Below are 22,643 nucleotides of genomic sequence, written 5' to 3'. Positions count from 1 at the left end.
CGGGCGTGCCGCCTCCACCGTTTCGAGACCTCCCGATACGACTTGGGCTCCCCGGTGATCCGGAGAGCCCTTTTTCTTTGGCGCTCGCGGCAGCCGCGTCAGGCGACGCGGGCGAGCTCCGCCTTGGCGTCGTTGATCGCCTGTTCGCGCGCTTCCGGTCCATAACCGAGCTTTTCGGCACGAACGAAGGTGACATCCTTGATGCCGATGAAGCCCAGCATCGTGCGCAGATGCGGCTCCTGCGAATCCAGCGCCTGGGTCGGGCCGGAGGAGTAGAGGCCGCCGCGGCTCTCGACGACGATGGCGCGCTTGCCTTCGAGCAGGCCGACCGGGCCGCTCTCGCCATATTTGAAGGTCACGCCGGCCCGCAGCACATGGTCGAACCAGGATTTCAGCGTCGAGGGGATGCCGAAATTATACATCGGTGCGCCGATGATCAGGGTGTCGGCCGCCTTCAGCTCGGCGACGAGCGAGTCCGAGAGGGCCTTCGCGGCACGCTGCGCGTCGTTGGCCGGCTCCGCGCCACGGATCGCCGCCGTGGAATCGATCGTGAGATGCGGCACCGGGTTGGCGCCGAGATCGCGCTCGACCACGACCAGCGCCGGGTCGGCGGCACGCAGGCGGGCGACCGTCTCGTCGATGAGCTGCTTCGAGACCGAAGCCGCACCGGCGGCACTGCTGTTGATGACGAGAAGATGGGACATGGTGCTTGATCCTGCAACCGGGAACGGGTTCGATGCCGTCGATGTAGCGGCACGCGTCCAGCAACGGAATGCCCGCTCTGCGCACCAGACTGTTGCATTGCGAGGAACGCCCTCATGTCCGAGCTCGACGACATCCGCAGCTTCGTCGCCGTGGTCGAGAGCGGCGGCTTCGGGCGTGCCGGGCAGCGGCTCGGCCTGTCCAAGTCGATCATCAGCCGCCGCATCGCGAGGCTCGAGGCCGACCTCGGCACGCGCCTGCTGAGCCGCACGACGCGCGGCATTGCCGCCACCGAGGCGGGGCTCGAATTCAAGGCGCGCGGCGAGCGCATCCTGGCCGATCTGGCCGAGGCCCGGGATGCGGTGGCGCAGCAGTCAGGCGGGGTCGTCGGGCGGCTGCGCCTGTCGATGCCACTCACCTTCGGCAACCGCCATGTCGCGCCGATCCTGGGCGAACTCGCCCGGCGCCATCCCGGCCTCGAACTCGATGTCGAAGCCAGCGACCGCTATGTCGACCTGATCGGCGAGCGCTTCGACGCCGCCATCCGCATCGGCACGCTGAAGGATTCGAGCCTGATCGCCCGCAGGATCGCGCCGATCCACGGCGTCATCCTGGCGAGCCCGGCCTATCTCGCTGCGCGGGGGCGGCCCGCCACGCCGGCCGACCTCGCCGGCCATGACTGCCTGCTCTACACCGGCACCAGCCAGCCGGATTGGACCTTCCGGGTCGGCCGGCGTCGCGTCTCGGTGCGACCCGCCGGGCGCTTGCGCTCCGATAGCGGCGAGACGCTGATGGAGTGGGCCAAGGCCGGGCTCGGCATCGTGCAGTTGCCGACCTTCATCGCGAGCGACGCCATTCGCGACGGCGCGCTGGAGCCGCTGCTCTGGGAGTTCCCGCTACAGGAACACGCCCTCTTCGTCGTGCGGCCGCCAGGAGCCTATGTGCCGGGCAAGGTCCGCGTGCTGATCGACCTGCTGGTCGAGCGCTTCGGCGGCGCGCCCTACTGGGACCCCTGCCAGGCCGCGGCGCGCGAGCGCGGCGTCACGCTCGGCTTTACGCCCGAGTTCGAGGATGAGGCGGAGGCCCATCAGCCGGCGTGATCGGCCCCATCACCCGATTTCGCGTGGCTCGATGGCGCTGAGCCGGCACTCTGCGGGTCCGATTCTGAGGAGGCCGCCCATGCTGCTCGTGGGAATGCTCGACAGCCCCTATGTCCGCCGCGCCGCGGTCACGGGCACACTGCTCGGACTGGAGTTCGAGCACCGCTCGGTCTCGGTGCTGCGGCACATGGACGAGTTTCGGACCATCAACCCGCTGATCAAGGCACCGACCCTGATCGCGGACGATGGCACGGTAATCGCCGAATCCCTGCTGATCATCCAGCATTTCGAGGATCTCGCCGGCCGCTCGCTGCGCCCGGTCGAGGCGAGCGCCCGCACGCGAGACCTCTCGCTGACCGGCATCGGCATCGTCGCGGCGGAGAAGGCGGTCGCCATGGGATATGAGCACAGACGGCCCGAGGACCGGCGCGACGCCGTCTGGCAGGAGCGCATCCTGTCCCAGCTCCACACCGCGCTGGACCAGCTTGATGCAGCGGCGGGCCGGGGCGAGCTGACCGACGGCCCGGAACTGCTGCCGAGCGACCTCGCCGCGGCGATCGCGTGGGGCTATTGCCGCTTCGCGCTCCCCGATGTTGTTCCGGCCGAGCGCTGGCCGGCGCTGGCGGAGCAGGCCGCCGCCTGCGAGACCCTCGACGTCTTCAGGCAGTGGCCGATCGATCGGGAATAGGGCTCCCGATCGACCAAATCGGCGTCTTGACGTTCATCATGCCGAAAATTGCTGCATCGGGGCCGCTCGCGCCCCCTTGCAATCGGGCGCAACAGACGCATCTTCCGAAACGAGTTAGGGAAGAATCGCCTCCTGGTCGGTCCCGCGCATCCAGCGCTGACAACAGGAGATGACAATTGGCTCGTTCCAGCAAGGCCGGCACCACGACCGGCCATGGCGAAGTCCGTCGGCTCTGGCCCGCGGAACGCGACCTCTTCAAGGCCCATCTGCTGCGGCTCGACGAGGTCACCCGCCGCGAGCGCTTCGGCACCGCGGTGAATGACGATTTTCTCGAGAACTACGCGGTCACCACCTTCGGCGTCGGCGGGCTCGTCTATGCCTATATCGAGGATGGCGCGGTGCGCGGCGCGGCCGAGCTGCGCGGTCTCGAGGACATCATGGCCCAGACCGGCGAGGCCGCCTTCAGCGTCGAGCGCGACTGGCGTCGGCGCGGCATCGGCGGAACGCTCTTCGGCCGGCTGATCACCGCCGCGCGCAACCGCAGCATCCGCACGCTCTACATGACGTGCCTGCCCGAGAACGCGGCGATGCGCCGTCTCGCCCGCAAGTTCGAGGCCGATCTCGCCGGCGGCTATGCCGATGTCGAGGGCGTGATCGCCACCGGCGGACCGACTCCCTTCACCATCCTCGACGAGGCGCTCGACACGGCCCGCGGCTTCGCCGCGATGGCACTGTCGTTTCAGCGGCGCTTCTGGCGGCCGGCCTTGTTCGGCCGCTCGGCCGGCGCCTGACCGCTCAGCGGCTGAGCGAGAGCGCCGCGCCCGACTTGGTGACGGCGCCGTCCATGGCGCCACCACCGCTGGTGCGCAGCCGCGCCACCACTGTTCCGCCCTGCTGATAGAGATAGACCTCGCCATCGCGGTAGTCCCAGGCCGTCACCTTCTGCAGGTCACGGTTGGAGCAGCCGGCAGCGCTGGCGCGATAGAGATCGAGCGCCGGCGCACTGGAGAGCTGGACGCGGCAGGACCCGCCGGTGGCCTCGCGCGCCGTCCAGTTGCCGATCACCCCGTCGCGCGAGGTCACGGCGGGCCGGGCGGCATTGCTGCCGGCGCCGAGCGTCGCGACCTGCCCGCCACCGCCGCGCAGCGTCGGAACATCCGTGGCCTGCGGCGCCGCGGGAGCCGTCGGCGTCGACTGCGGCATGCCGGGAGCGGCGGGCGACGGGCTGTAATAGGGGTCCTGCGGCGGCGGCAGCGCACCGGGCTGGCCTACCGCAGGCGCAGAAGCGACAGGATAGCCTCCCGGAGGCGGCAGCGGCTCCGAGATCACCGGTGCCGAGCTGATCGCCGGGGCCGGCGGCAGACTCGGCTGCCCGTAGGATTGCGGCGCGCCGCCGACGAAGCGCTGCGAGCCGGCGCAGGCGGTCAGCGCCAACAGCGGGAGCAGTCCGGCGGCCTTGAGGGTCATGGCCATGGTCGCGGTCTTCTTGGTCATGAGGCGTCGGTTCCGATCGATCGTGCGGTGCAGGCAGGCGAACGCGTCGCAGGAAATGGTTGAATCCTAGATCATTCCCGTGAACGTCACATGAGTATGATCGTGCCGGGCGTCCATAGCCCAGCCGACCTGGTTTGCGAACCCGCCGCGCGCGCTCCGGTTCCCGTTCGTCACCCGATCGGATCCCGCGGCCACAGGAGAGACCGGATGACGTCCCCCCCTTCGCCCGCGCCTGCCGCGTCGCTTCGGCCCCTGCTGCCGACCACGATCGCGCCGCCCTTCGCGCGCTACAGCCACGGCATCGCCGTGCCGGCCGGCCATCGGCTCGTCGCCTGCTCGGGCCAGCTCGGCATGGCCCGCGATGGCTCGATCCCCGAGGATGCCCGGGCGCAGGCCGATCTCTGCTTCGCGAACATCGGCGCGATCCTGGCCGAGGCCGGCATGACGCTGGCCGACATCGTGCGCCTCAACGCCTATGTCACCGACCGCGCCCATATGAAGGGCTACATGGAGTCGCGCGACGCCCATGTCGGCACGCCGCCGCCCGCCTCGACGTTGATGATCGTCTCGGGCTTCACCCTCCCGGCCTTCAAGGTCGAGATCGAGGTGCTGGCGGCGGCGCTCTAGCGGCGCGCGCTTTCAGCCCTTGCGGACCATCAGCACCGCCGCGAGGATCGCGACGCCCCCGAAGGCCTGCGCGGGAGAGGGCTGCTCGCCGAAGATCGCCCAGGCGGCGAGCACCGACACCAGCGCCGGCCAGACCATGACGAGCGAGGCCGCGCTGGCGCCGTACTGGCCGAGCGAGAGCGTGATCAGCCCCTGGCCCAGCGCGTGGGAAACGAGGCCGAGCGCGATCACCGCGAGCCAGCCCTGCAGGCTGGACGGCAGGATCGCCTCGCCCAGCGCCAGCGCGGCGACGAGGCAGAAGACCGCGCAGATCGCGCTGGAGATCAGGCTGATGCGGCCCGCATCGACCCCATTCCGGGCGCGGCGCACGGCCATGATGTAGGCGGCGTAGGACAGCGCGGCACCGACCGCCAGGCTATCGCCGAACAGGCTGCCGGGCACAGCCGCCGAAGTGGCTGTCAATTTGGGCAGCACCAGCATCAGCGCGCCGCCGATGGCCAGCGCCAGCGCGCCGAGGATGCGCCGGCTCGGACGCTCGGCGAAGAGCAGCCAGCCGCCCAGCACCACCGCGACCGGCGAGAGATTGCCGAGCAGCGAGGCGTTGGCGATCGTCGTGAAGCCGAGCGCGGCGTTGTAGAGGACGACGTCGACGCCGAAGGCGAGACCGGCGAGCACGATCGGCAGCAGCGCGGCGGAGGTCGCGGCCGGCTGGCCGGGACGACGCCGCTCCAGCCCCGTCCAGAGCGCGAGCACCGGCAGGGCGAAGATCATCCGCCAGAACCCGGCCGCCGCCGGCCCGACATCGGCGAAGCGCACGAACACGCCCGAGAAGCCGATGCAGGTCGCCCCTGTGAGCAGCGCGACGAACATCGCAAGCGCTGGCGCGGTCGGGGCGGGCATGACGGTCGCCGGGGTGGACATGGGTGGGCTTTCGAGAGGTTTGGATCCGACCTTCGCGTCATCCCGGAGTTCCGCTTCGCTCCATCCGGGATCACGCGAGGTTCGAGCGGTTCGATGGATCATCGTCCTACCCCGCTTCTATCCATCGGAAAAACGGATTATTCTGATTTAACCATTCTTAAAATCGATCGACGGAGATCGCGCCATGTCCACGCATTTCGATCTGGCGGCGCTCGACATGCTGGTAGCGGTGGTCGAGAGCGGCGGCTTCACCGCAGCGGGCGTGCGGCTCGGACGCACGCAATCGGCGATTTCGGTCCGCATCCAGGATCTCGAGACCCAGCTCGGCCACAGGCTGCTCGAACGCTCGCGCCGCGGCGTGGTCCCGACGCCGGCCGGCGAGCGGCTGCTCGCCCATGCGCGGCGCCTGCTGGCCATCCAGCGCGAGGCGCTCGATGATCTCGGCGGCAGCAGCGCCTCGGGTCGGCTGCGGATCGGGATTCCGGACGACTATGTCGACGCGTTCCTGCGGCCGCTGATCGCACGCTTCGCCGCCGAGCATCCCCGGGTCGAGCTGGAACTCCATTGCGACCTCTCGAAGCGGATCGAACCCGCCGTCGCGGCCGGCGAGTTCGACCTCGGGGTCGTGACGCAGGACCCGCGACGCCCTGTCGGCGATGTTGTCAGGCGCGAGCCGGTCGTCTGGATCGCGGCGCGCGGGCACCGGCCGGAACTGCAGGAGCCCCTGCCGCTGGCGCTGTTCTCGGAGGGCTGCCGGGTCCGCCCGCGCCTGCTCGCGGCGCTGGCCGAGGCCCGCAAGGATCATCGCCTCGTCTTCTCCTGCTCGCACACCTCGGGCATGCTCTCGGCGGTCGAAGCGGGCTTCTGCGTCACCGCCGTCACCGAGAGCGCCGTGCCGCCGACCGCGCGACGGCTCGGCCCGGTCGAGGGCCTGCCGGCGCTGTTCGAGCTCTCGGTCGGGCTGATCATGGGCCCGCAGCCGGGGCTGGCGGCACGCCGCTTCGCCGATGCGCTGCGCGAGGAGATGGCGGCACCGCGGCTCGCAGCGTGAGGCTGTCGCCGGCGCCGCATTGCCCTTTCCCCCTGCGAACACTACTGAGAGCCCATGAAATTCCTCGACCAGGCCAAGATCTATGTGAAGGCGGGAGATGGCGGCGCCGGCTGCGTCTCCTTCCGTCGCGAGAAGTTCATCGAGTTCGGCGGGCCCAATGGTGGCGACGGCGGGCGCGGCGGCGACATCGTGATCGAATGCGTGCAGGGCCTGAACACCCTGATCGACTTCCGCTTCCAGCAGCATTTCAAGGCGAAGATCGGCGGCCACGGCATGGGCGCCGATCGCCACGGCGCCAATGGCGAGACCAAGGTGCTCAAGGTCCCGCCCGGAACCCAGGTCTTCGACGAGGATGGCGAAACGCTGATCGCCGACCTGACCGAGCCTGGCCAGCGCTTCGTCCTGTGCAAGGGCGGCAATGGCGGCTTCGGCAACGCCTATTTCAAGACATCGACCAACCAGGCGCCGCGCCATGCCAATCCCGGCCTGCCTGGCGAGGAGCGCTGGGTCTGGCTGCGGCTGAAGCTGATCGCCGATGCCGGACTGATCGGCCTGCCCAACGCCGGCAAGTCGACCTTTCTGGCGACCGTGACCGCCGCCAAGCCCAAGATCGCCGACTACCCCTTCACCACGCTGCATCCGGGACTGGGCGTGGTGCGGGTCGATGGGCGCGAGATGGTGCTGGCCGATATTCCGGGCCTGATCGAGGGCGCGCATGAGGGCCATGGCCTCGGCGACCGCTTCCTCGGCCATGTCGAGCGCTGCCGCGTGCTGCTCCACCTCGTCGAGGGCACCAGCGAGCATGCCGGCAAGGCCTACAAGACCGTGCGCAAAGAACTCAGTCTCTATGGCGAAGGGTTGGACGAGAAGCCGGAGATCGTGGCGCTGTCCAAGGCCGACGCGCTCTCGCCGGAACTGCTCAAGGAGCAGGTCGCGCGGCTGAAGCGCGCCGCCAAGCGGATGCCGATCGTGCTGTCATCGGCATCGGGCGAGGGCGTGGAAGCGGCGCTGCGCGCGCTCTTCAGCCATGTCGAGCAGGCCCGCAAGGACGAGGACGCTCAGAACGCCCCCGTCGAGGAAACCGGCTGGCACCCCTGAGGCCGCCAGCCGTCTGGCTCAGCGCGTCGCGCGGCGCGTTTCGCGCACGACGGCCGGTGCGGTGATGGCGCCGGCCGCACCGCCGACGACTGCGCCCACCGGGCCTGCGACGATGGCACCCGTGCCGGCGCCGGCCGCGGCACCGCCGATGCGCTGTTCCGTCGTGTTGCCGCAGGCGCCGAGCGCGATCGAAGCGGCAGCGAGCATACCGATGGTCGAGATCTTCATGATGCTATCCCCAGGATGATGGTGAGCCGGAACGCGGCGATCACGACCTTGGTTCCGCCCCTCCACCGTGAACGGTGAGGGAAACGAGAGAACGACCCCCGCTTTTCCTGACCGCTCTCGCCATCCGCCCTTGCGATCTCCGAAAAATCCGTATACAGCCGGCATCGCATCAGCCGCACCATTCGCGTGGTCGATGAGGGCTCGCTTCGGCCCGCGTCGCTTATCTTGTTTTGGCAGGTTCCGTTTTGACCGGTTCGCCCCTCGACAGAGCGGATCGATGGAGTTGAGATTATGAAGATCCGCAATTCGCTGAAGTCGCTGCGCGCCCGTCACCGCGACAACCAGCTCGTGCGCCGCAAGGGCCGCGTCTACATCATCAACAAGGTCCAGAAGCGCTTCAAGGCGCGCCAGGGCTGAGGCCTCGGCGGGCTTGCGCCCGCCCTCGGCCCATCCTGCGAAGATCGCAAAGCGGGACGCCCTCGGGCGCGCCCGCTTTTTGCGTTGGCGGGTCGCCGCTCCGTGAATTGACCTGCCCGTGGCCGCGGCTAGACTGACGCGATGATGATCGCGCGCTCGCTTACGGCCGCCGCCCTTCTCGTTGCGCTGGTGGCCGCTCCCTCGCTGGCTGATGCCCAGGCACCGGTCCCATCGGAGCAGCCCGCCCCGCCGCAGCGGCCGGGTGCTGTCGCCCCCTCCGACCGGGACGACAATCCCGCGGCCTCCACCGGCCCCTCGCGCGCACCTGCTGCGACGCTCGACAAGCTCTTCGAGCGGCTGGCCGCCGCGACCTCGCCCGAGGAAGCAAAGGGTATCGCCAATCTGATCCAGCGCCGCTGGGCGCGCTCCGGCTCCTCGACAGCCGACCTGCTGATGACGCGGGCCCAGACCGCAATGAAGGAAAAACGCCTCGAATTGGCGATCGAACTGCTCGATCGCGTGATTAGCCTGGAGCCGGACTGGGCGGAAGGCTGGAACCAGCGGGCGAACGCGCTCTTTCTCGCCGGCGATCCGATCCGCTCCATGCTCGACATCGGCGAGACGCTGAAGCGCGAGCCGCGCCATTACGGTGCGATGATGGGGCTGGGCACGATCCTGCGCCAGCAGGGCGACGACAAACGCGCCATGGTCGCCTATCGCCGCGCGCTGGAAATCTATCCGCAGCTCGAGCCGGTGAAGAACGCCGTCGATTCGCTCAAGACCCAAGTCGACGGTCGCGACGCCTGAGTCCACAGCAGAACCACGACGGGCTGTGGCGCGTATCCGCATCATGCTGATCCGCTCCCTGCTCGTCATCGCCGTTCTCGCCATCGCCGGCCTGATCCTCTGGTCCGAATGGCTCGGCGCCCAGGCAGCCCGCCGCTACCCGCCGACCGGCAGCTTCGTCTCCTTCGACTCCGGCCGCCTGCATTACCGCGAGCGCCGCCCGGACGGGCCCTCCCGCGGCACGGTCGTGCTGATCCACGGCGCCTCCTCCAGCCATGCCGACATGCTGGCGACGCTGGGGCCGGAACTCGCCCATTACCGTCTCGTCGCCTTCGATCGGCCGGGCCATGGCTGGAGCGACCGGCTCGACGGCGATACGATGGCCGACCCGGCCCGCCAGGCGGAGGCCCTGATGCGCGCCATCGACGCCGTGGTGCCGGAACGCTTCGTCCTCGTCGCCCATTCCCTCGGCGGCGCCGCCTCGACACGGATGGCTCTGGACCATCCCGATCGCCTGCGCGGCCTTGTGCTGCTTGGCGCCGTGACCCATCCTTGGCCCGGTGGCATCGCCTGGTATCACCATCTGACAGTCTGGCCGGTGATCGGCCCGCTCTTTACCCGGCTCGTCGGCGTGCCGGCGGCGAGCAACCTGCTCGAAGGCGGGGCGGAAAGCGTTTTCGCGCCGCGGCCTGTCACGCCCGGCTATCTCGATGCGGCGCAGATCGCGCTGCTGCTGCGCCCGGCGACCTTCCGCGCCAACTCCCAGGACATTGCCGCAACGCTGGATTTCGTCACCGCCCAGGCGCCGCGCTACCGCGACCTGCAGGTGCCGGTGATCGCCATCACCGGCGACAGCGACGCCATCGTCTCGCCGGTGATCCACTCGGCCGCGATCGCGCGGCAGGCGCCGCAGGGGCGTTTCGTGCTGCTGCCGGGCGTCGGGCACATGCCGCATCATGCGGCGCCGGAGATCGTCGCCGCGGCCGTCGATGAACTCTCGACGTCCCGTTCCGGCCTGGCGGCCCTGCCGGCCGCGACAGCTCCCCGAGGCCCTTACGACTAAGGGTATAAGACTTTTGTCGCCCTTCTCGGAAACCTTGGTTTCCGCCACGTTACCGGGCGCTCTAGTCAACAAAACCGACGTAACGATGCCGGCCCCGCGCTCCCAGGCACGGGGTGGAAGACGTATTCGCGCGTCACAACGGGGGAACGCCATGCCACCAGATGACAAAGTCAAAGCCCACTGGGCCGAAACCCAGCGCCTCACCTATATCATGCTCGGCGTCTGGGCCTTTTTTGCCTTCTTCATCCACATGTTCGCCGTCGTGCTCAACGGCGTGAAGATCGCCGGCTTCCCGATGGGCTTCTACATGGCGGCCCAGGGTTCCCTGATCGTATTCGTGCTCCAGCTCTTCTGGTTCGCCAAGGCCCAGGACAAGGTGGATCGCAAGTACGGCATGGCCGAAGACGATTGAGGGGGAACGGATCCATGTCTGCAGGAGCTCAGAAGGGCGACTTCACCTCGAATCTCGGCCGCATCTACGGTGTCTATACAGGCGGCTTTGTCGCCTTTGTCGTTTTCATCGGCGTGCTGGAGCGTGCCGGCGTCCCCAACCACATTCTCGGTTATCTCTTCGTCGCCTTCACCATCGGCGTCTATGCTGCGATCGGCATCATGTCGCGCACCATGCAGGTCGACGAATACTACGTCGCCGGCCGCAAGGTACCGTCCTTCTACAACGGCATGGCCACGGCGGCGGACTGGATGTCGGCGGCCTCCTTCATCGGCATGGCCGGCACGCTCTATCTGCTCGGCTATGACGGTCTCGCCTTCATCCTCGGCTGGACCGGCGGCTATGTGCTGGTGGCGACGCTGATCGCGCCCTATCTGCGCAAGTTCGGCTGCTACACCGTGCCGGACTTCCTGGCGTTCCGCTTCGGCGGCAACGCGGCGCGCATCGCCGGCATCGTCGTGCTGATGAGCTGCTCCTTCACCTATGTGGTGGCGCAGATCGTCGGCACCGGCCTGATCGGCGCACGCCTGCTGGGCATGAGCTTCGAACTGGCGGTCTTCGTCGGCCTCGTCGGCATCCTGGTCTGCTCGATGCTGGGCGGCATGCGCGCCGTCACCTGGACGCAGGTCGCGCAGTACATCGTGCTGATCGTCGCCTATCTCATCCCGGTGATCATCCTCTCGACCCAGAAGTTCGGCATCCCGATTCCGCAGCTCACCTACGGCCAGGTTCTTTCCGAGATCCAGACCAAGGAAGCGGCGCTCGGCGTCTCGGCGGCGGCCTCGCATGTCGTGCCCTTCGCCCGCTACGACCCCCTGAACTTCTTCGCGCTCGTGCTCTGCCTGATGGTCGGCACGGCGTCGCTGCCCCACGTGCTGATGCGCTACTTCACCACGCCCTCCGTGCGTGAGGCGCGCTCCTCCGTCGCTTGGACCCTGCTGTTCATCTTCATCCTGTACTTCACGGCGCCGGCCTATGCCGCCTTCGCGAAGCTCGAGGTGTTCGAGAACGTCATCGGCAAGCCGCTCGCGCAGCTGCCGGGCTGGGTCTACACCTATGGCAAGATCGGACTCGTCCAAATCTGCGGCACCAACGCCGTCGATGTCGCGACCATCACCGCGGCCTGCGGCAAGATCGCCGGGCATACCGGCATCCTGCAACTCGCCAACTTCTCGATCCAGGCGGACGCGATCGTCATCGCCACGCCCGAGATCGCGGGCCTGCCCTATGTCGTCTCCGGCCTCGTCGCCGCCGGCGGCCTCGCTGCGGCGCTCTCGACCGCCGACGGCCTGCTGCTGGCGATCGCCAACGCGCTCTCGCACGACGTCTACGCCCGGATGATCAACAAGGACGCGCCGGTGGCGAGGAAGCTCATCATCGCCCGCGTCATCCTGGTCGCCGTCGCGCTGGTTGCCGCGTGGGTGGCCTCGGGACGTCCTGCCGACATCGTCGCGATGGTGGCCTGGGCCTTCTCGCTGGCGGCGGCCGGTCTCTTCCCGGCGCTGGTCATGGGCATCTGGTCGAAGAAGACCACCGCGGCCGCGGCCGTGGCAGGCATCTGGGCCGGCTTCCTGACGACGCTCGTCTACCTCGTCGTGACCCGCTATTTCCCGGGCTTCGGCGTCAACGTGCTCGGCATGTACTCGAACGTGAACCCGGTCACCGGAGCCGCGCTCGTCGACATCGCCAAGCTCAAGGCCGAGCAGCCGCAGATCTTCCAGCAGGGCTGGGTGGCGATCAGCCACCCGCTGGCCTCGAAGGTCGGCTACTTCAACGTCGCCAACATCTCGGCCGGCCTGTTCGGCATGCCGATCGGCTTCCTGACGATGTACATTGTCTCGAAGTTCACCACGGCGCCGACGAAGGAGCTTCAGGACTTCATCGACCGGATCCGCCAGCCCCGCGGCGATACGGTCATGGTCGAGAAATAAGACCGGGCCGCGGGCGCCTGCCCGCGGCTCCTGAGAGATCGGGGGCGGACGACAGTCCGCCCCCTTTTTCATGAGGCAGGCCTATGCGGAAGCTTGCCTGACAAGCCGATGTCGGGCACAGGCTCGACGGATCTCGACACAGCAAGGACCCATCCTGAATGGCCGATGTCGACAGCCAGGGCCTGTTCTGGCTCTACCAGGCTCCCAACCTCGCCCTCGCCGCGCTGATGTACACGCTGCTCGGCCGTTTCCTGCTGTCGCTGGTCTTTCCGGACGACAGCGAGAAGGTGATCTGGCGGACCTTCCGGCAGATCACGCAGCCGGTGATCGAAGCGGTGCGGATCGTCACTCCCGCCGCGGTGCATGAGCGGATTCTGGTCCTGCTCGCCTTCGTCTGGCTGCTCTTCATCCGCATGCTGGTCTTCGTCGGCTTCGCCGCCGCCGGCTGGCTGCCCGCGATCACGGGAGTCGCCAAGCCATGACCGATGATCGCGAGGATATTCTGCGCCGCGACGGCATCATCATCGGCATCGCCGGGACGTCGCTCCTCAACGGCATGCATTTCTCGGCCTGGTTCGACCCGGCCTATATCCTGATGAAGCAGTTCGCGCCCGGCTTCTTCATCACGTCACCGCTGCTGGTGTTCTACTTCACCTCGCTCTTTCTCTCGGCCCTGACGCTGGCTTTCGGCGGCATTCCGGCGGCGATCTACGAGCGCAGCAAGGGCGAAGCGTCCAGCAGCACCACCTCGATGTGGATCTGGTTCGGCGCCATCGTGCTGCTGACGATCCCGACATTGTTGCAGATGACGGCGCGCCCGGCCTGAGGCGACAGCGAGCCGCTCACGCGGTTTTGTGATGCGCATCGGGGCGCGACCGCTCTAGCCTTTCGTCAATGGAAGGGCCCTGGCATGGATCCGGCGCGGGTGCGCGAACTGGCATTGTTGTCCGTCTCCCGCGGCTGCGGTTTCGTCGGCCTCGCCATCATCTGCTTCATGATCGGGTTGGCGGGCTATCCGCAGGTCGCCATGCAGACGGGCGCCGTCCTGATGATGGGAACGGCCGCCTTTCTCGTGCTGAAGGCGGATATCGCGCCTCGCAAACCCTATAAGCGAACGGAGGTCTGGGTGTTGCTGCCCCCGACCGAAAGGCCGCGCGCCGAATTCGCCCAACAGCTCATCGGCGGGACATTGCAGGAGGTCTACCGCCGGTTCGCACGATATTTCGGCATCGGCGGCACACTCTGCTTCCTCGGCTCCTTCGTCCTGCCCGGCTGATCAGGCCTTCTCGACATGCTCCTTCGCCACGAAGGCGATGCGCACCATATTGGTCGCGCCCGGCGTCCCGAAGGGCACGCCGGCGACGACGATGATGCGGTCGCCGAGCTTGGCGAACTTCTCGCGCACCGCGAACTTGCAGGCGCGCGAGGCCATGTCGTCGACGTCGCTGGCATCCTTCGTCACGACCGAATGCACGCCCCAGACCAGAGTGAGCTGCCGCGCCGTCGCGCGGTTCGGGGTCAGCGCGATCACGGTCGAGTTCGGCCGCTCCCGAGCAAGGCGGAAGGCCGTCGAGCCCGAGGAGGTCCAGGCCGCGATGGCCTTGAGGTTCAATGTGTCGGCGATCTCGTGCGAGGCCTTGGCGATGGCGTCTGCCCCCGTCGCCTCCGGCTCGGCGCGCTGTGCCTCGAGGATCGAGCGGTAGACCGATTCGCCCTCCACCTCCTCGGCGATGCGGTTCATCATCGTCACCGCCTCGATCGGGAACTGCCCGGCGGCGCTCTCGGCCGAGAGCATCACCGCGTCCGCACCCTCGAACACGGCGGTGGCCACGTCCGACACCTCGGCGCGGGTCGGCACTGGACTGGTGATCATGCTCTCCAGCATCTGGGTCGCCACGACCACGGGCTTGCCCATGCGCCGGCTCATCCGCGTGATGCGCTTCTGCGTGCCCGGCACCTTCTCCAGCGGCATCTCGACGCCGAGATCGCCGCGCGCGACCATGATCGCGTCGGACGCCTCGATGATCTCCTCCAACCGGTTCAACGCCTGGGGCTTCTCGATCTTGGCCAGGGCCAGCGCCCGCCCACGCACGATCTTGCGCAGATCGGCCATGTCCTCGGGGCGCTGCACGAAGGAGAGCGCGATCCAGTCGACCCCCGCCTCGGCCGCCGCTTCCGCATCGGAGCGGTCCTTCTCGGTCATGGCCGAAACCGCGATCGTGGTGTCCGGCAGACTGACGCCCTTGCGCGAGGACAGCCGCCCGCCGACGACGACGCGCGTCACCGCCTGCGTCTCGCTCGCTTTCTCGACGACGAGACGCAGCTTGCCGTCGTCCAGGATCAGCGTGTGGCCGGGCTCGAGCGCGGTCAGGATCTCGGGATGGGGCAGATGCACGCGTTTGACCGTGCCGGGCGTCGGGTCGGAATCGAGCGTGAAGCGGGCGCCGTTCTCCAGGGTCACGCCGCCATCGCCGCCGAAGGCGCCGACGCGCAGCTTCGGCCCCTGCAGATCGGCCAGGATGCCGACGGGGCGGCGGAACTGGCCTTCCAGCGCGCGCAGCATCGCGACCTTCTCGGGCAGCGTCTCGCGCTGGGTATGGCTCATATTGATGCGGAAGACGTCGACACCGGCCGCAAACAGCTTTGCGCACATCTCGGGCGTCGACGAGGCCGGACCCAGCGTGGCGATGATCTTGATGCGGCGCTCGCGCTTCATGGAAACATGTCCTCAGGGGCGGGCGGGGGCGCCGCCGGTGGTGTCGGTGAGCTGGATCGTCCAGCTCTTTTGTTCGCCGGTGTCGACCTCGAAAAAGCCGGCGCGCTCATAGCCGCGTGCCAGGCAGTCCTCGATGCCGCGAATCGTGAATTCCTTGTTGCGGGTGCACATGACGGACTTGCCGGTCCACTCGCCGCCGCGGTCGTAATCGACCGCATGGACATAATAGAACCGCGCCGCCAGCGTGCCGCGCAACAGGGTCTCGCAGGCCCGCGGCGCGATGTTCCACCAACCTTCCGTCGTCCAGCCCTGGGCATCGCGATATCCGATCGCGACGCCGACGCGGCTGCCCGTGGTGTTGCACATGCGCAGATCCGCTAGCGCAGGCGAGCTGCCAGCCAGCAGAGCGCCCGCGAGGAGCAGCAGACGCAGGGTGGAGGTCGAGGTCCGGCTCATCTCAGGGTTCGATCAGGATGACGCGGCAGTCATTGACGTTGGTGAGGGTCGGTCCGGTCCGCAACAGATCGCCCAGCGGCTCGAAGAAGCCGGTGGAATCGTTCTCCGCGAGGGATCGGGCGGGATCAAGGCCGAGCGCAGCGGCGCGCGCGAGCGTCGTCGCGTCGATCACGGCACCGGCCGGGTCGCTCGCCTCGCCGCCGCCGCCATCCGTGCCGTCGGTATCGCCCGAGAGCGCGACGATGCCGGGCGCCCCGCCGAGTGCGATCGCCAGCGCCAGCGCATATTCCTGGTTCGGCCCGCCACGGCCCTGCCCGCGCAGCGTCACGGTCAGTTCTCCGCCGGAGAGGATGGCAGCGCGTTTGCCCGCCTGTTTCAGGGACAAGGCCAGTTCCGCATGGCGCGACGCGACATCGCGTGCCTCGCCTTCCAAGTCGGCACCGAGATCATGGACGTGGTACCCGGCCGCGACCGCCGCGGCATGGGCAGCGGCGATCGCTTCTGACGGCCGGGCGATGATCCGGAACGTGCTGTTGGCAAAGGCGGGGTGGCCGGGCTTGGGTGTCTCGCTGGCGTCGTCTTCGAGCAGCGCCTTTGCCGCCGCCGGCAGGTCGAGACGGTAGCGCGCGACGATCTCCCGCGCCTGCGCCAGCGTCGTCGGATCCGGCACCGTCGGCCCTGAGGCGATCGCCGTCGGCTCGTCATTGGGAACATCCGAGATCGCGAGCGTCATGAGCCGGGCCGGAGCGGCCGCCAGCGCCAGCCGCCCGCCCTTGATCCGCGACAGGCGCTTGCGGACGATGTTCATCTCGCCGATCGGCGCACCCGAGCGCAGCAGCGCCTTGTTGACCCCCTGCTTCTCCGCCAGCGTGAGGGCACCGGCCGGCGCGACCCAGTTCGCCGAGCCGCCGCCCGACAGCAGCACCAGCACGAGGTCGTCGGCCGTCGCGGCGGCTGCCAGGTCCAGCGCGCGAGTGGCGCTGTCGATGCTGCCCTGATCCGGAACGGGGTGGCCGGCGGCGACCATCGGGATATGGCGGGTGGCGGTCTCGTAGCCGTGCCGCGCCACCGCATGGCCGAGAAGCCGCTCCGGCGGAAAGCCCGCATCGAGATAATGCGCCTCGGCCAGCGCGGTCATGCTGCCGGCCGCCTTGCCGGCCGCGAGCAGGATCAGCCGGCCCGTTTCGGGCGCGGGCGGAAGATGCGCCTTCAGGCAGCCCGATGGATGCGCCCGCGCCACCGCCGCGTCGAAGATCGCACGCGCGGTCGCGCGCATCCGCTGCTGGTGGTCGGCGTGCTTCAAGGCCCCCTCGTCTCCCCCGGTTCCGCGGGCCCTTCGGCCCGCTGGTATCATTGCCGAATCTTTTAAGTGCGCGTCGCGCCGCCGTCACCAGCGTTTTGCGGCAATAATCATACTTATCGTTAGGTCGGAGGCTTGCGCGGCCCCTTCCAGGCCACGCGGCTGTTGAGAGCGGCCCGCCGCCGGGCGCAGCCGGCTTGACGCCGGGGGCGGTGCGGTGCGAACCCTCCGGCCAAATCTCCCCATCACCGAGAAGGACATTCAGATGGACGATCCGATCGCGGGCGACCAGCTCAAGAGCATCGTGGAGCGCATCGAGCGTCTCGAGGAAGAGAAGAAGACCATCGCCGACGACATCAAGGAGGTCTATGCCGAGGCCAAGGGCAACGGCTACGACGTCAAGGTGCTGCGCAAGGTCATCGCCATCCGCAAGCGCGACGCCAATGAGCGCGCCGAGGAAGAGGCGATTCTCGATCTCTATCTCCAGGCCGTCGGCGAAAGCGCCTGAGCAACCGCCATCCGCGCGAATCGAAACGCCCGCCCCAGTCTCCCGGAGCGGGCGTTTTGCATTTGGAAAGCCGGCGCCGAGGCGAAAGGCCTCAGCCCTTCGAGACAGCGACCTTGCGCAGGTAATCCGTCACGATGCGGGTGATGCCGCGCGAGAGCAGATCGTCCAGGGCGTTGATGAAGGTGTCGCAATCCTCGCGCGTCGCGATCAGTGGCGGCTCGAGGCGGATGACGTTGCGGTTGTACTCGGTGAAGGCGACGAGCACGTCGTAGTCCTTCAGCAGCAGCGCCCCGACAAAGCCGCAGAGCGAGCCCTTCAGCTTGTCGTCGAGCAGCGCGACCATGTGCTTGAGCCCGAAGGGCATGGTCTCGCTGATGTCCTGGAACTCGACTCCGATCATCAGGCCGCGCCCGCGGATTTCCTTCAGCAGGCTAGGATGCTTGGCGCGCAGGCCGTTCAGCCGCTCGATCAGGTAGTCGCCCTGCCGCTGCGCATTGCCCATGAGGTCTTCCTCATAGAGCACGTTCAGCGCCTCGATCGCCGAGACGCAGGCCTCGCCCATGCCGCCGAACGTGGCCTGGGCATGGATCAGCGCCGTCTTCGGCTTGCCATAGGCCTTCATGTATAGCTCGCGACGGGCGATCATCGCGCCCATCGCGGCCTTGGAGCCGCCCAGCGCCTTGGCGAGCGCGGTGACGTCCGGCACGACGCCGTCGCGCTCGAAGGCGAAGAACTGCCCGGTGCGACCGAGCCCGCACTGCACCTCGTCGGCGACCCAGAGCACGCCGTGCTTGTCACAGAGCGCGCGCAGTTCCCGCCAGAAGCCGAGCGGCGCCTCGACGATGCCGCCACCGCCCTGGATGGTCTCCATCACGACGATGCCGATCGACGGGTCGCTCTCCAGCGCCTGGCGCACGGCCTCTATGTCGCCGAAGGGCACCTTGACCCGGTTCTCGACCAGCTTGAACTGCGACTGGTAGAGCGTCGAATCCGTGACCGAGAGCACGCCCTTGGTCTTGCCGTGGAAGGAGTTCGCGGCATGCAGGATTTTGGACTTGCCCGGCCCCTGCGCCTGTTCGGCGACCTTCAGCGCCGCCTCCATCGCCTCCGAGCCGGTCGAGCCGAGGAAGACCATGTCGAGATCGCCGGGCGAGATCGCGGCGAGATTGGCCGCGAGCGCCGAGGCGTATTGCGACATGAACGCCATGCAGATCTCATGGCGGTTTTCGTCCTGGAATTTCTTCCGGGCCGCGACGATGCGCGGATGGTTGTGGCCGAAGGCGACCGAGCAGAACTCGCCGAAGAAATCGAGGATCTTGCGGCCGTCCTTGGTGATGTAGTGCATGCCCTCGGCGCGCTCGACGAGGATCTTGTCGAAGCCGAGCAGCTTCAGGAAATGCACCTGGCCGGGGTTGATATGGTTGGTGAAGAGCTCCTTCACCGTGGCGACGTCGAGCTGCTTGGCCTCCTCGACGCTGTAGAGCTTCGGGCGCGCCGGGGTGGCCGCGTCGGCGGTCTTGTAAGCGGGCATGCTCATGCGGCGAGGCTCCTCTGGGCCTGGACCTGCGGATCCTTGGCCTTGCGATATTCGGTGTAGGCGGCGAGCAGCATGTCCTCGTCGCGGTGCAGCGGCTTCCAGCCCAGCTCGCGCTTGGCCTTGGAGGTGTCGAGAATGCAGATCTCGTCGGCGATCATGTACTGCTCGGGGTCCATGATCGGCAGGTTGATCGCGTCGAGCGCGTTCAGCGTCAGCTTGACCAGCGGCGCCGGCGTCGGCAGCAGGATCGACTTCGAGCCGGCATGCTTGATCAGGTCGCCGAGCAGCTTCTTCACCGGCGGCGGATCGTCCGAGCCGAGATTGTAGGCCGAATTCGGGAAATCGGCCTTCCAGGCCGCAACGCAGGCGCTGGCGCAGTCGAACACCGAGATGAACTGGTAGGGGTTCTTGCCCGATCCGATCATCGGCACCGGCAGGTTGAGGTCGATCAGCTTGAACAGCTTGACGAGGATGCCCAGCCGCCCGGGCCCGATGATCAGCCGCGGCCGGAAGATCGGGATCTGGAAGCCGCGGTCGCGATAGGTCTGGGCCAGCGTCTCGGTCGCGAGCTTGCTCTCGCCATATTCGCCCAGCGGCTTGGCGGGATGCGTCTCGTCCTGCGGCACCGTCACCGAATGGCCGTAGATCATGTCGGTGGTGAAGTGGACGAGCTTGTGGGCGCCCGCCTTCTCCATCCAGCTCAGGATGTTCTGCGTGCCGTGATAGTTCACCGGCCAGAAGAAGTCGTGGCGCTCGGCGCGGGTGACGATCGGCGAGAGCATCTTGGCCGAGAGGTTGTAGACGAGGTCGTCCTGGCCGAGCGGAATCCCGGCGACGCTCTCGGCATCGGTCACGTCGATGCGGTGGAACGGCACCTTGGCGTAATGCGGATGCCGGCTCTTGACGATGTCGGCGACCAGCACCTCCTCGCCCATGGCCGAAAGGTCAGCCGCCAGATGCGAGCCGACGAAGCCGTCGCCGCCGATGATGATGTGCTTCATGGATGGCACCTCTGGTTCAGCGCGGCCGAAGCGGACGCTGGGCGCGCACTGGCACGGGGACGGGAACCGGCTGCGGTTCGAGCAGGGCGCCGAGGCGCATGAACAGGCGAACGATCAGATCCATGATGTCCCTCAGCTTTGTGCGATGAAGATGGTGCCGAGCACGATGAGACCGATGCCGGCGATGCGCGCCGGTCCGAGATCCTCGTGGAAGACGAAGAAGGCGTAGGCCGCGACCACGACATAGGCGAGGCTCAGGAAGGGGTAGGCGTAGGAGATCTGCACCTTCGAGAGCACGATCAGATGCGAGGCCATGCTGATGACGAAGGTGCACAGCCCCGCAAATACGAAGGGATTGAAGACCACCCGGAAGACGGTCGAGATCAGTCCGTCGCCCGCCACGTCCAGCGTCCCGACGCCGGTCATGCCGCGCTTCAGCATCAGCTGCGCCGCGGCGTTGGTCAGCACCGTGAACAGGATGAGAGGAAGATAGGCGTTCATCGGCGCAGAAACTCTTTGAAGGTCATCCGCTTTTCCAAGGTCATCCCGCGACAGGCATGTCGTGCGGCTCTTGGATGGAGCGTAAAATACTTCAAATGCGTTGCGCCGCGGGTCTTACCTCGCTGTAACGTTAAGATGATCCTGACAGGATCTCAGAAAGACGCCAGCTACCCGCCGGCCCGCTCCGCCGCCGGGCGCAGGGCCCGCGCCGCAATGCCCAGGATCTTCATCCGCGAGGCCAGCGTCGTCGGAGGCAGACCGAGAAGCGCGGCGGCGCCCTGCGGGCCGCTGACGCGTCCGCGACAGGTCTCCAGGGCCGCCATGATGCTGGCCCGGTCGCGCTCGCGCCGCTCTGCCTCGGTGAGGATCCCCGCACCCGTCGCCGCGGGCGCCGGGACAGCCGCGGGTGGCCGCCCGCTCTCCGGCAGCGCGATGAAAAGCCGCCCGTTGCGCGCCAGGATCGCCGCACGCTCGATGACGTTCTGGAGCTCGCGGACATTGCCCGGCCAATCATAGGCGCGCAGCCGCGCGACATCGCCCTCGCTCAGCTTCAGACCTTCGGTCTTGAGCTTGCGCTGCGCCCCGCCAAGGAAATGCAGCGCCAGCAGCGGAATGTCCTCCGGCCGCTCGCGCAGCGGCACGGAGACGATCGGGAAGACGTCGAGCCGGAAATAGAGATCCTCACGGAAGCGGCCCTCGCGCACCTCGCGGCGCAGATCCCGGTTGGTCGCCGCGATGATGCGGACATTGACGTGCCGCGTGCGCTCCTCGCCGACGCGCTCGAACTGCCCCTCCTGCAGCACGCGTAGCAGCTTGCCCTGCAGTTCGAGCGGGATCTCGCCGACCTCGTCGAGGAAGAGCGTGCCGCCGTCGGCGAGCTCGAAGCGGCCGATGCGGTCCCGCAGCGCGCCGGTGAAGGCGCCCTTCACATGGCCGAAGAACTCGCTCTCGAACAGTTCGCGCGGGATGGCGGCACAGTTCACCCGGATCAGCGGGCGCACATGGCGCTCGCTCGCCTCGTGGATCGCGCTGGCGATCAGCTCCTTGCCGGTGCCGGATTCGCCGGTGATCAGCACCGCGGCATCCGTCCGCGCCACCAGCTCGACCTGGCTCAGGATCTTCTGGATCGCGCCCGAGCGCCCGACGACGCCGCGATGGTTGCGCTCCAGCCGCATCTCCTCCTGCAGATAGGCGTTCTCCTGCTGCAGCCGCTCGCGCAGGCTGTCGACCTCGGCCAGCGCCGCCCGGAGGCGCTCGTCGGCCTCGTGACGCTGGCTGATGTCGCGGAAGATGATGACGGCCCCGACGAGCCGGCCGCGGTCGCGGATCGGCGTCGAGGTGTACTCGACCCAGAACCCCGTGCCGTCCTTGCGGAAGAACATCTCGTTCTCGACATGGTGGACCGCCCCGTCGCGGAAGGCGGCATAGATCGGGCATTCCTCATGCGGGTAATGCGTGCCGTCGGGCCGGTGGTGATGCACGCAGGCATGCATGTCCCGCCCGATCAGCTCGCCCGTCTCCCACCCCAGCATCGCCTCGCCGGCCGGGTTGACGAAGGTGGTGCGGCCCTCCGCATTGACCCCGAAGATGCCCTCGCCCGCCGCGCGCAGGATCAGCTGGTTGCTGCGCTCGATCTCCTGGAACAGCCGCTCGGTGCGGCGCCATTCGGTCAATCCGGCGCGCAGATGCTCCTCGGCGTCGGCGTCGAGATCGCGCCGGTGCCGCGCCTCGAGATCGTAGAGCGTCAGCAGGATCGACGGGTCGGGCTGGGTCAAGAGCCGCGCGCCGATGCACTCGGCGTGGAGCGCCTCGCCATCGGCCCGCTGCGGCGAAAGCGAGCGTGTCCAGTAGCGGCCCTTGTGCAGCACCGCCTCGGTGAAGACCGTCAGCGCCGCAGCCTGGCCCGGGAACACAGAGAGCACCGAGGCGCCGACGAGCTCGCGCTCGGCAGGCGTCAGCAGGCGCCGCGCCTCCTCATTAGCCGCCAGGATCCGGCCGGTCGTCACATCCACCGCCAGCGCGGCGTCGACCATGCTCTCGAACAGCCATGTGGTCTGCGGCGAAGCG

Annotated in this window: 26 protein-coding genes; 15 read left to right on the top strand and 11 right to left on the bottom strand. The window is 68.1% G+C overall.

The features are described from left to right. Window positions 1-98: 98 nt before the first annotated feature. Complete coding sequence (locus tag AX750_RS03575) at window positions 99-704, bottom strand: FMN-dependent NADH-azoreductase (RefSeq protein ID WP_066717607.1); 606 nt, start codon at window positions 702-704, stop codon at window positions 99-101. Between the two features lie 114 nt (window positions 705-818). Here AX750_RS03575 and AX750_RS03570 point away from each other — a divergent pair, with 114 nt between their 5' ends. From AX750_RS03570 to AX750_RS03560, 3 genes are all read left to right on the top strand, one after another. Next, entirely contained in the window at window positions 819-1,802 is a 984-nt protein-coding gene (locus tag AX750_RS03570; protein ID WP_082733274.1) for a LysR family transcriptional regulator, read from the top strand. Window positions 1,803-1,881: 79 nt separating this feature from the next. Next, entirely contained in the window at window positions 1,882-2,490 is a 609-nt protein-coding gene (locus AX750_RS03565; RefSeq protein WP_066717605.1) for a glutathione S-transferase family protein, read from the top strand. Window positions 2,491-2,666: 176 nt separating this feature from the next. Further along, the gene (locus AX750_RS03560; RefSeq protein ID WP_066717602.1) at window positions 2,667-3,281 is read left to right on the top strand and encodes a GNAT family N-acetyltransferase; all 615 of its coding nucleotides are present in this window, start codon (window positions 2,667-2,669) and stop codon (window positions 3,279-3,281) included. A 4-nt stretch (window positions 3,282-3,285) separates the two neighbouring features. On the opposite strand, the gene AX750_RS25330 is transcribed toward AX750_RS03560, so the two are convergent. After that, window positions 3,286-3,984 (bottom strand): AprI/Inh family metalloprotease inhibitor, encoded by a 699-nt coding sequence (locus tag AX750_RS25330; RefSeq protein WP_245282295.1) that lies wholly within the window; start codon window positions 3,982-3,984, stop codon window positions 3,286-3,288. Window positions 3,985-4,191: 207 nt separating this feature from the next. Here AX750_RS25330 and AX750_RS03550 point away from each other — a divergent pair, with 207 nt between their 5' ends. Continuing rightward, complete coding sequence (locus AX750_RS03550) at window positions 4,192-4,611, top strand: RidA family protein (protein WP_066717599.1); 420 nt, start codon at window positions 4,192-4,194, stop codon at window positions 4,609-4,611. A 12-nt stretch (window positions 4,612-4,623) separates the two neighbouring features. Here AX750_RS03550 and AX750_RS03545 read toward each other — a convergent pair whose 3' ends face one another. Further along, complete coding sequence (locus tag AX750_RS03545) at window positions 4,624-5,511, bottom strand: DMT family transporter (protein ID WP_197426528.1); 888 nt, start codon at window positions 5,509-5,511, stop codon at window positions 4,624-4,626. A 205-nt stretch (window positions 5,512-5,716) separates the two neighbouring features. Between AX750_RS03545 and AX750_RS03540 the strand changes: the two genes are divergently transcribed. Both AX750_RS03540 and obgE read left to right on the top strand, forming a co-directional pair. Continuing rightward, window positions 5,717-6,583 carry a LysR family transcriptional regulator gene (locus AX750_RS03540; RefSeq protein WP_066717594.1) on the top strand — a complete coding sequence of 289 codons (867 nt, stop codon included), beginning with the start codon at window positions 5,717-5,719 and terminating at the stop codon, window positions 6,581-6,583. A 54-nt stretch (window positions 6,584-6,637) separates the two neighbouring features. Beyond that, window positions 6,638-7,681: a GTPase ObgE gene (obgE, locus tag AX750_RS03535; RefSeq protein WP_066717592.1), complete on the top strand. Its 1,044-nt coding sequence runs from the start codon at window positions 6,638-6,640 to the stop codon at window positions 7,679-7,681. A gap of 18 nt (window positions 7,682-7,699) precedes the next feature. On the opposite strand, the gene AX750_RS03530 is transcribed toward obgE, so the two are convergent. Continuing rightward, window positions 7,700-7,909, bottom strand: a complete 210-nt coding sequence (locus AX750_RS03530) for a hypothetical protein (protein ID WP_066717591.1) — start codon at window positions 7,907-7,909, stop codon at window positions 7,700-7,702. Between the two features lie 291 nt (window positions 7,910-8,200). Here AX750_RS03530 and ykgO point away from each other — a divergent pair, with 291 nt between their 5' ends. The 8 genes from ykgO to AX750_RS03485 all read left to right on the top strand — a co-directional run bounded on the left by ykgO (window position 8,201) and on the right by AX750_RS03485 (window position 13,833). Continuing rightward, on the top strand, window positions 8,201-8,326 hold the full coding sequence (ykgO, locus tag AX750_RS03520; protein ID WP_038363015.1) for a type B 50S ribosomal protein L36: 126 nt from the start codon (window positions 8,201-8,203) through the stop codon (window positions 8,324-8,326). A gap of 141 nt (window positions 8,327-8,467) precedes the next feature. After that, on the top strand, window positions 8,468-9,133 hold the full coding sequence (locus tag AX750_RS03515) for a tetratricopeptide repeat protein (RefSeq protein WP_066717588.1): 666 nt from the start codon (window positions 8,468-8,470) through the stop codon (window positions 9,131-9,133). A gap of 25 nt (window positions 9,134-9,158) precedes the next feature. Further along, the gene (locus AX750_RS03510; RefSeq protein ID WP_066717586.1) at window positions 9,159-10,175 is read left to right on the top strand and encodes an alpha/beta hydrolase; all 1,017 of its coding nucleotides are present in this window, start codon (window positions 9,159-9,161) and stop codon (window positions 10,173-10,175) included. Window positions 10,176-10,326: 151 nt separating this feature from the next. Beyond that, on the top strand, window positions 10,327-10,587 hold the full coding sequence (locus AX750_RS03505; protein ID WP_066717584.1) for a DUF4212 domain-containing protein: 261 nt from the start codon (window positions 10,327-10,329) through the stop codon (window positions 10,585-10,587). Between the two features lie 14 nt (window positions 10,588-10,601). Next, entirely contained in the window at window positions 10,602-12,557 is a 1,956-nt protein-coding gene (locus AX750_RS03500; protein WP_066717580.1) for a sodium:solute symporter family protein, read from the top strand. A 158-nt stretch (window positions 12,558-12,715) separates the two neighbouring features. Beyond that, complete coding sequence (locus AX750_RS03495) at window positions 12,716-13,039, top strand: YggT family protein (protein ID WP_066717577.1); 324 nt, start codon at window positions 12,716-12,718, stop codon at window positions 13,037-13,039. Further along, the gene (locus AX750_RS03490) at window positions 13,036-13,383 is read left to right on the top strand and encodes a hypothetical protein (RefSeq protein WP_066717573.1); all 348 of its coding nucleotides are present in this window, start codon (window positions 13,036-13,038) and stop codon (window positions 13,381-13,383) included. The genes AX750_RS03495 and AX750_RS03490 overlap by 4 nt, the downstream gene beginning before the upstream one ends. An 84-nt stretch (window positions 13,384-13,467) precedes the next feature. Continuing rightward, entirely contained in the window at window positions 13,468-13,833 is a 366-nt protein-coding gene (locus AX750_RS03485) for a hypothetical protein (RefSeq protein WP_066717570.1), read from the top strand. Here AX750_RS03485 and pyk read toward each other — a convergent pair whose 3' ends face one another. From pyk to AX750_RS03470, 3 genes are read right to left on the bottom strand one after another with little or no spacing between them, the layout of a single operon-like run. Beyond that, window positions 13,834-15,273, bottom strand: a complete 1,440-nt coding sequence (pyk, locus tag AX750_RS03480; RefSeq protein WP_066717568.1) for a pyruvate kinase — start codon at window positions 15,271-15,273, stop codon at window positions 13,834-13,836. Window positions 15,274-15,285: 12 nt separating this feature from the next. Beyond that, window positions 15,286-15,729, bottom strand: coding sequence for a DUF1036 domain-containing protein (locus AX750_RS03475; RefSeq protein WP_066717566.1), 444 nt, complete (start codon window positions 15,727-15,729; stop codon window positions 15,286-15,288). Window position 15,730: 1 nt separating this feature from the next. Next, the gene (locus AX750_RS03470; RefSeq protein ID WP_066717659.1) at window positions 15,731-17,005 is read right to left on the bottom strand and encodes a DUF4147 domain-containing protein; all 1,275 of its coding nucleotides are present in this window, start codon (window positions 17,003-17,005) and stop codon (window positions 15,731-15,733) included. Window positions 17,006-17,294: 289 nt separating this feature from the next. Here AX750_RS03470 and AX750_RS03465 point away from each other — a divergent pair, with 289 nt between their 5' ends. Continuing rightward, a complete protein-coding gene (locus AX750_RS03465; RefSeq protein ID WP_066717565.1) occupies window positions 17,295-17,537 on the top strand; it encodes a DUF2312 domain-containing protein in 243 nt (80 codons plus the stop codon). Between the two features lie 91 nt (window positions 17,538-17,628). Here AX750_RS03465 and AX750_RS03460 read toward each other — a convergent pair whose 3' ends face one another. The 4 genes from AX750_RS03460 to AX750_RS03445 form a co-directional block, all read right to left on the bottom strand. Beyond that, window positions 17,629-19,074 carry an aminotransferase class III-fold pyridoxal phosphate-dependent enzyme gene (locus AX750_RS03460; protein WP_067253518.1) on the bottom strand — a complete coding sequence of 482 codons (1,446 nt, stop codon included), beginning with the start codon at window positions 19,072-19,074 and terminating at the stop codon, window positions 17,629-17,631. Next, window positions 19,071-20,075, bottom strand: a complete 1,005-nt coding sequence (locus AX750_RS03455) for an NAD(P)-dependent oxidoreductase (protein ID WP_066717247.1) — start codon at window positions 20,073-20,075, stop codon at window positions 19,071-19,073. Before AX750_RS03455 ends, AX750_RS03460 begins: the two co-directional genes overlap by 4 nt. Window positions 20,076-20,207: 132 nt before the next feature. Further along, window positions 20,208-20,576, bottom strand: coding sequence for a transporter (locus AX750_RS03450; protein ID WP_066717243.1), 369 nt, complete (start codon window positions 20,574-20,576; stop codon window positions 20,208-20,210). Window positions 20,577-20,743: 167 nt separating this feature from the next. Then, window positions 20,744-22,609, bottom strand: coding sequence for a sigma 54-interacting transcriptional regulator (locus AX750_RS03445; RefSeq protein ID WP_082734957.1), 1,866 nt, complete (start codon window positions 22,607-22,609; stop codon window positions 20,744-20,746). Window positions 22,610-22,643 lie beyond the last annotated feature (34 nt).

The sequence above is a fragment of the Methylobacterium sp. CCH7-A2 genome, assembly GCF_001557075.1.
GTDB lineage: Bacteria > Pseudomonadota > Alphaproteobacteria > Rhizobiales > Beijerinckiaceae > Allobosea > Allobosea massiliensis.
Note: the sequence above shows the minus strand (reverse complement) of the source record. Positions and strands in the feature narration are given on the sequence as shown.

Coding starts and splice junctions, on each gene's coding strand:
- ykgO (WP_038363015.1), top strand. CDS start 8,201: ATGAAGATCCGCAATTCGCTGAAGTCGCTGCGCGCCCGTCACCGCGAC.
- AX750_RS03540 (WP_066717594.1), top strand. CDS start 5,717: ATGTCCACGCATTTCGATCTGGCGGCGCTCGACATGCTGGTAGCGGTG.
- AX750_RS03455 (WP_066717247.1), bottom strand. CDS start 20,075: ATGAAGCACATCATCATCGGCGGCGACGGCTTCGTCGGCTCGCATCTG.
- AX750_RS03545 (WP_197426528.1), bottom strand. CDS start 5,511: ATGCCCGCCCCGACCGCGCCAGCGCTTGCGATGTTCGTCGCGCTGCTC.
- AX750_RS03445 (WP_082734957.1), bottom strand. CDS start 22,609: ATGGTCGACGCCGCGCTGGCGGTGGATGTGACGACCGGCCGGATCCTG.
- AX750_RS03475 (WP_066717566.1), bottom strand. CDS start 15,729: ATGAGCCGGACCTCGACCTCCACCCTGCGTCTGCTGCTCCTCGCGGGC.
- AX750_RS03470 (WP_066717659.1), bottom strand. CDS start 17,005: ATGCGCGCGACCGCGCGTGCGATCTTCGACGCGGCGGTGGCGCGGGCG.
- AX750_RS03485 (WP_066717570.1), top strand. CDS start 13,468: ATGGATCCGGCGCGGGTGCGCGAACTGGCATTGTTGTCCGTCTCCCGC.
- AX750_RS03500 (WP_066717580.1), top strand. CDS start 10,602: ATGTCTGCAGGAGCTCAGAAGGGCGACTTCACCTCGAATCTCGGCCGC.
- AX750_RS03575 (WP_066717607.1), bottom strand. CDS start 704: ATGTCCCATCTTCTCGTCATCAACAGCAGTGCCGCCGGTGCGGCTTCG.
- AX750_RS25330 (WP_245282295.1), bottom strand. CDS start 3,984: ATGACCAAGAAGACCGCGACCATGGCCATGACCCTCAAGGCCGCCGGA.
- AX750_RS03505 (WP_066717584.1), top strand. CDS start 10,327: ATGCCACCAGATGACAAAGTCAAAGCCCACTGGGCCGAAACCCAGCGC.
- AX750_RS03570 (WP_082733274.1), top strand. CDS start 819: ATGTCCGAGCTCGACGACATCCGCAGCTTCGTCGCCGTGGTCGAGAGC.
- AX750_RS03465 (WP_066717565.1), top strand. CDS start 17,295: ATGGACGATCCGATCGCGGGCGACCAGCTCAAGAGCATCGTGGAGCGC.
- obgE (WP_066717592.1), top strand. CDS start 6,638: ATGAAATTCCTCGACCAGGCCAAGATCTATGTGAAGGCGGGAGATGGC.
- AX750_RS03495 (WP_066717577.1), top strand. CDS start 12,716: ATGGCCGATGTCGACAGCCAGGGCCTGTTCTGGCTCTACCAGGCTCCC.
- pyk (WP_066717568.1), bottom strand. CDS start 15,273: ATGAAGCGCGAGCGCCGCATCAAGATCATCGCCACGCTGGGTCCGGCC.
- AX750_RS03530 (WP_066717591.1), bottom strand. CDS start 7,909: ATGAAGATCTCGACCATCGGTATGCTCGCTGCCGCTTCGATCGCGCTC.
- AX750_RS03550 (WP_066717599.1), top strand. CDS start 4,192: ATGACGTCCCCCCCTTCGCCCGCGCCTGCCGCGTCGCTTCGGCCCCTG.
- AX750_RS03565 (WP_066717605.1), top strand. CDS start 1,882: ATGCTGCTCGTGGGAATGCTCGACAGCCCCTATGTCCGCCGCGCCGCG.
- AX750_RS03490 (WP_066717573.1), top strand. CDS start 13,036: ATGACCGATGATCGCGAGGATATTCTGCGCCGCGACGGCATCATCATC.
- AX750_RS03515 (WP_066717588.1), top strand. CDS start 8,468: ATGATGATCGCGCGCTCGCTTACGGCCGCCGCCCTTCTCGTTGCGCTG.
- AX750_RS03460 (WP_067253518.1), bottom strand. CDS start 19,074: ATGAGCATGCCCGCTTACAAGACCGCCGACGCGGCCACCCCGGCGCGC.
- AX750_RS03450 (WP_066717243.1), bottom strand. CDS start 20,576: ATGAACGCCTATCTTCCTCTCATCCTGTTCACGGTGCTGACCAACGCC.